Here is a 5,146-nt window from a genome sequence, read left to right on the forward strand (position 1 = left end):
CCCGGCCCGGCGAAAGCCTGCAAATCGTATACATGCGCGCCGGTCAGGTGCGCCGCACAAGCGTGGTCGCTGCGGCGCCCGAGCCGATTGCTGTGGCCGTGACCGGAGCGGGCGGAAGCCTCACCGCCCTTGGAGCAACGTTCCGCGATCTGCGCGCCGGTGATCCGTTCCCGCAAGGGCTTGCGGGCGCATTGGTCACAAACGTGGCACCCAATTCACCTGCGGCTTCGCGGGGTCTACAGGCTGGCGACCTCGTGGTGGGACTGAACAATGAACCCGTGCGGTCAGCAGCGGCGCTCAATCAACTGCTCTCGGCAGCGAAAGGGCGGGTGCAACTCGTCATTGCACGCGGCAACTCCCTGCTTCCGCTGAGCATGAATTGAGTGCCGGACTGTGGAAGGCACGCCAAAAAGAGGACAGAGCGTTGATGGTACGCTAAACAACGCCAAGTGAGAACGAACGTCGAACATCTACGCTGCTCTGATGCTGCCGGGCAGGATGAGCGGCTTGCGACCGGTCGCGGCGGCTGCGCGGTCCCACAGGAAGTCGCCGGAGAATGCGATGTGCTCCCACCCGATCGGCGAGGTGTGTGCTAAGAGTTCAGGCGCTACCGCTTCGCCGAGGCTGCGGAGGTGCTCGACCGCCTCGGCCATGTAGGTCGAGTTCCAGTAGACGATGGCGGCAATCACCAAATTCAGCCCGGATGCTCTGTATTGCTGGGCTTCATGGCTGCGATCAATGATCCTGCCTTGCCTGAAGGTGTAGATCGCCTGGGTCAGCACATGACGCTGCTCGCTGTTGTTGAGGCCGGCATGGCAGCGTCGGCGCAGCTCGGGGTTCTCGAGCCAGTCCAGCATGAATAGCGTCCGCTCGATCTTGCCAATCTCCTGCAGGGCGACATCGAGCTGGTTCTGCCGCTCATAGGCGGCAAGTTTCCGGAGCATCACCGAAGGCGCTACATGGCCGGCCTTGATCGACGCGACAAGCCTGAGGACCTCGCTCCACTGGTCGCGGATGATGTCGGTGCGGATGCGCTTGCCGAGCAGCGGCGCGATAAATGGGTAGTTCGACGGCAGATCAATCGGGATTAGCCTGCGATCGGGAAAATCGCGCAGCCGCGGGCAAAAGCGAAAACCGAGCATGGCACACAGCGCAAACACGTGATCGGTGGCCCCTCCGGTATCAGTGTAATGCTCGGAGATGTTGAGATCGGTCCCGTGGCTGACAAGCCCGTCGAGCACGTAGGGTGCCTCATGGGTTGCGGCCGAGATCACATTGACATGGTACGGTGCGCGCTGGTCTGAATTGTGTGTGTAGAAGCTGAATCCGAAATCGACGCCGTAGCGGGCGTTGATGTCACCGCCCGATGCACCGCGCTTGGTGCCCCGGAAGAACTGACCGTCGGAGCTCGACGTGGTTCCCGAACCCCAGACCTGCGAGAACGGCAGACGATGGTGGGCGTTGATGATTTTGGCCAGCGCTGCGCGGTAGGTATCCTCGCGAATGTAGGCGTCGTGGGTCCACATCAACTGGTCGCGGGTCACGCCCTCGCTGGCGGCGGCCATGCGCGCGAGGCCAAGGTTGGTCCCGTCCGCCAGGATCGTTGCGAGCAGCGCACTTTCATTAGGGCATGGCTCGCCGGTGCGCAGATTGGTGAATGCCTTGAGGAAGCCAGTTTCCCTGGCCACTTCGTGGAGCAACTCGGTAATCCGGATTTTGGGCATCATGGCATCAATCCGATCGGCCAGCACCTCAGCCCCATCGGGCACTACCGTGCGCACGGGTGAGATTTGCAGTCGCTTATCGTCGAACCGCACGCCGTGAAGATCGTTGCGCTTGAGGCGCTGGGCGAACTTCTTGAGCCGCCAATCGAGTTGGCGGCTGCGTTCGGCGAGCCATTCCTCGGCGGTAGCGGGAAGGCCCAATTCCGCGATGACAGGCGCGGCCTTTTGCTCGCTCAGCAGATAGCTGTCGAACCGCCGGTAGCTGGCTGAGCGTTCGACCCAGACGTCTCCCGAACGCAGCTTGTTGCGGACATGGGCCAGGGTGGCGATCTCCCAAAGGCGCCGGTCGACCCGGCCATCCACGCCGACCACCAGTTTCTGCCACTCCTTGCGGAACGGCATCGGCGGATTGGGCGGAAGGTCGCGCTTGCCCGACGCGTTGAGTTCTCGCAGCATCTCGATCGCAGCAATCGTCCGGGCACTGCCCTTGCCGGCGCGCAGTTCGAGCGCTTCGAGCAGATGGGGCGCGAACTTGCGCAAGGTGGCGTACCGGTCGGCGGCGACGATGAGCGGATCGACGTGCGCGGTGTCGGCGATACTGGCCACCTCGTGCCGGATCTTGAGCAGGGTAAACCAGCCCACCGACGCATCGAGCGCTTCGATCGGATCCTCATCGTTCTCGACTGCAGCGGTCAGCGCATCGATCGTCCGGCGGAAAACCTGCATGAGCCTTGAGACATCGCGTGCCGTGCCAGCGAAGCTTCGGGCCTGCGCGTTCTTGGCGCGCGTGACAACGCTGCCGATCAGTTTATCGGCCATCTCGAGGGCGCTGTCCGTCAGGCGCTCCTCGATATCGATCAGAAACGCGACAAGCGTGGCCTGGCGCCGCGCCTTGGTATAGCGCTCGATCATGTACGTAGCCGATACTCGCCCCTCGCGCACGAATTGGCGGTAGCGATCTATGTGGATGGCGCTGGCAGCCTCGGCCGGGATGCCGATCTGGCGGACGAACTTCAGCCGCTCGAGAATCTGGCGGATGTGGTCGGGCTTGACCGCGTGCGGGATCGCCTTGAGCCAGGTCAAGCGACTGATTCCTTCGCCGTCTGCTTGGTCGAAGAGCCTGTCGAGTGCCAGCAATTGTTCAGCGGTCAGGTGTGACACCAGCGCTTCGGCCGCCTGTTTGCGCGCCCGCGCGCGCCCCGCAATGCTGGCCCGTTCGATGGTCGAGATCGACGGCAATACGATGCCTTCGTTCCGCAAGCAGGTAATCACGCCGCCGACGATTGTGATGCCCTTGTCTGTTGACCATGCCGCACTCGCTGCCGCCGAGATCATCAGGGAGATGTCGCTCCGCACCGGTCCCCGCATGCCGAGTTTCGCTGCCAGCTCGCGCGCATGATCGGTCATCGTCTGGTCGCGCGCCGCGTAATCGGCCAACAGTGCTGGAGGCAGCCCGAGCTGGGCTGCGACAAAAGTGACCAGTTCCCCAGGCAACTCCTTTCGATCGAGAAGAAGCTGTGCCAGCGACACTCCCGGGTGCCGCAACAGTGCAAGCTGAAGCGCAACCCCGAGCAGGTTTCCCTTTCCGCGGCGCTTCCCGATGATGCCGAAATCGTTCGGCTCAAACGTGTAAAGCCGGACCAGGCGGTCGCGGTCGCGGGGGATGCCGATCAGTTGCTCGCGCTCGGTCTCGGTCAGAAGTTCATGTTTGCGCCGCGCCATTGCGAATCCCCGTCCACAAAACGCCAGTCGAGCCTATAGACAGACGCGAGTAAAGAGACTTAGTCTGTGGACGGATTTGGAGGGCGCAGCACCCGCTCGTTGCGCCTGTCCATGGAACGGCCGTTCTGTGGACGTTTGCAAGTATCGCACCGATAGCCTGATTTCGCCTAGCCCATCATCACAAAATGTGGCACAATATATTTTGTGGTACATTTCATTAATGAGGCAGAAGATGAGCAAGGCGTTTGACGCGAGGATGGCTCACAATGGCCGTCTGGTCCTACCAAAAATGGTGCGCGAAGCCCTTGGCATGTCCGATGGTGGAACCGTGGTGTTTTCCCTCGAGAACGGTGAGGTGAAACTCACCTCCCTCGACCAGAGCATCAAGCGCGCTCAGGACCTCTATCGCAAGTACACGGCCAGCGATTTCACGGTTGATGACTTCATCGCCGAACGCAGAGCCGAGGCTGCCCGCGAAGACGGGGCCTGAACATGGCATCAGTGGTGTTTGATGCCTCGGCTATTCTGGCACTGCTGCGTGATGAGCCCGGAGCGGATATTGTCGCCAGCCATATCGGAAACGGGATCATCTCCGCAGTCAACTTTCAGGAGGTGATCAAGGAACTCTTGCGGCGGGGCATTCAGATGGAAGCTGCGCTCGAATTGCTTGACGCATTGCATCTGGATATCCATCCGCATGCGCCACAGGATGCTATGGCAGCAGCGGGCCTTTACCTTGCCACCAAACAATATGGCAGCGGGCTCGGCGATCGCACATGCATGGCCCTGGCCATGGCGCAAGGCTTGCCTGCGCTTACAGCGGATCAGGCCTGGGGCAAGATCGTCGTGGCTGGACTGACAATCCAGATCATTCGATGACCGTGATACTTGGTTACGCACGGGTCAGCACTGGTGATCAGGACGTAGCGGGCCAAATAATGCGCCTGAAAGAAGTCGGCGCGATCAAGGTTTTCACCGACGTCATGTCGGGCAAGAGCATGGAGCGGCCCGGTTTGGCCGAACTGATAGCTTATGCCCGTAAGGGCGACACTCTGGCGGTGGTCCGCCTTGATCGGCTTGGGCGCTCGCTTGCCGAATTGCTCGCCATAGTCGAGACGCTGCGGGGCCAAGGCATCGCCCTTTTGAGCCTTGAGGAAAAGATTGATACAGCCTCGGCCGCTGGCGAACTTATCTTTCATGTGTTCGGGGCAATCGCTCACTTCGAGCGGCGCCTGATTTCCGAGCGGACCAAGGATGGTATTGCGGCAGCACGCGCCAAGGGTAAACGGCCAGGCCGACAACCGCTTGATATAAAAAAATAGATGCCGCTCTCAAACTGATAGAAGCGCAGGTCAGCCCTACAGAAGCAGCCCGCCAGCTTGGTATCGGACGATCGACGGTCTACCGGGAAATGCGCCGTCTCGGGATCAAACGATCCACTTGAACTCGATTTGTTCGCGCTTAGCGTTGTTTAGCGTACCATCAACGCTCTGCCCTCAATAGGCGAGATTCTGAAACCGACCTGATTGTGTTGAAAAACCCGCCCCTGAGACAGGCGCTGGCGCGAGCCTGATCGTGTCGCTGAGGCTTGGCCCCCGCTTATGCGGGGGCTGGGGTGGCTGGCATGGGGATCAGCTTGGCCATCTTGCGGAGGTTTTGGGCGGTGGCGGCGAGGAGGAACTCGTCTCTTGCGCCGTTTG

General features: G+C 61.2%; 4 protein-coding genes and 1 pseudogene. 4 read left to right on the plus strand and 1 reads right to left on the minus strand.

Annotated features, from left to right (window positions below; all coding sequences use genetic code 11):
• Positions 1–383, plus strand: a 383-nt coding sequence (locus tag AX692_RS04620) for a PDZ domain-containing protein (protein WP_155646228.1), incomplete at its 5' end; no start/stop codon positions are given.
• A gap of 87 nt (positions 384–470) precedes the next feature.
• Here AX692_RS04620 and AX692_RS04625 read toward each other — a convergent pair.
• Positions 471–3,446 carry a Tn3 family transposase gene (locus tag AX692_RS04625; protein WP_073977575.1) on the minus strand — a complete coding sequence of 992 codons (2,976 nt, stop codon included), beginning with the start codon at positions 3,444–3,446 and terminating at the stop codon, positions 471–473.
• Between the two features lie 232 nt (positions 3,447–3,678).
• Between AX692_RS04625 and AX692_RS04630 the strand changes: the two genes are divergently transcribed.
• From AX692_RS04630 to AX692_RS04640, 3 genes and pseudogenes are all read left to right on the plus strand, one after another.
• A complete protein-coding gene (locus AX692_RS04630) occupies positions 3,679–3,936 on the plus strand; it encodes an AbrB/MazE/SpoVT family DNA-binding domain-containing protein (protein WP_155646258.1) in 258 nt (85 codons plus the stop codon).
• A 2-nt stretch (positions 3,937–3,938) separates the two neighbouring features.
• Positions 3,939–4,325 (plus strand): type II toxin-antitoxin system VapC family toxin, encoded by a 387-nt coding sequence (locus AX692_RS04635; protein ID WP_073977577.1) that lies wholly within the window; start codon positions 3,939–3,941, stop codon positions 4,323–4,325.
• A pseudogene (locus AX692_RS04640) lies at positions 4,322–4,890 on the plus strand (recombinase family protein). The gene AX692_RS04635 and the pseudogene AX692_RS04640 overlap by 4 nt, the downstream one beginning before the upstream one ends.
• The last annotated feature ends 256 nt before the right edge of the window (positions 4,891–5,146 follow it).

Origin of the sequence: Erythrobacter donghaensis (assembly GCF_001557325.1) — a bacterium.
GTDB lineage: Bacteria > Pseudomonadota > Alphaproteobacteria > Sphingomonadales > Sphingomonadaceae > Erythrobacter > Erythrobacter donghaensis_B.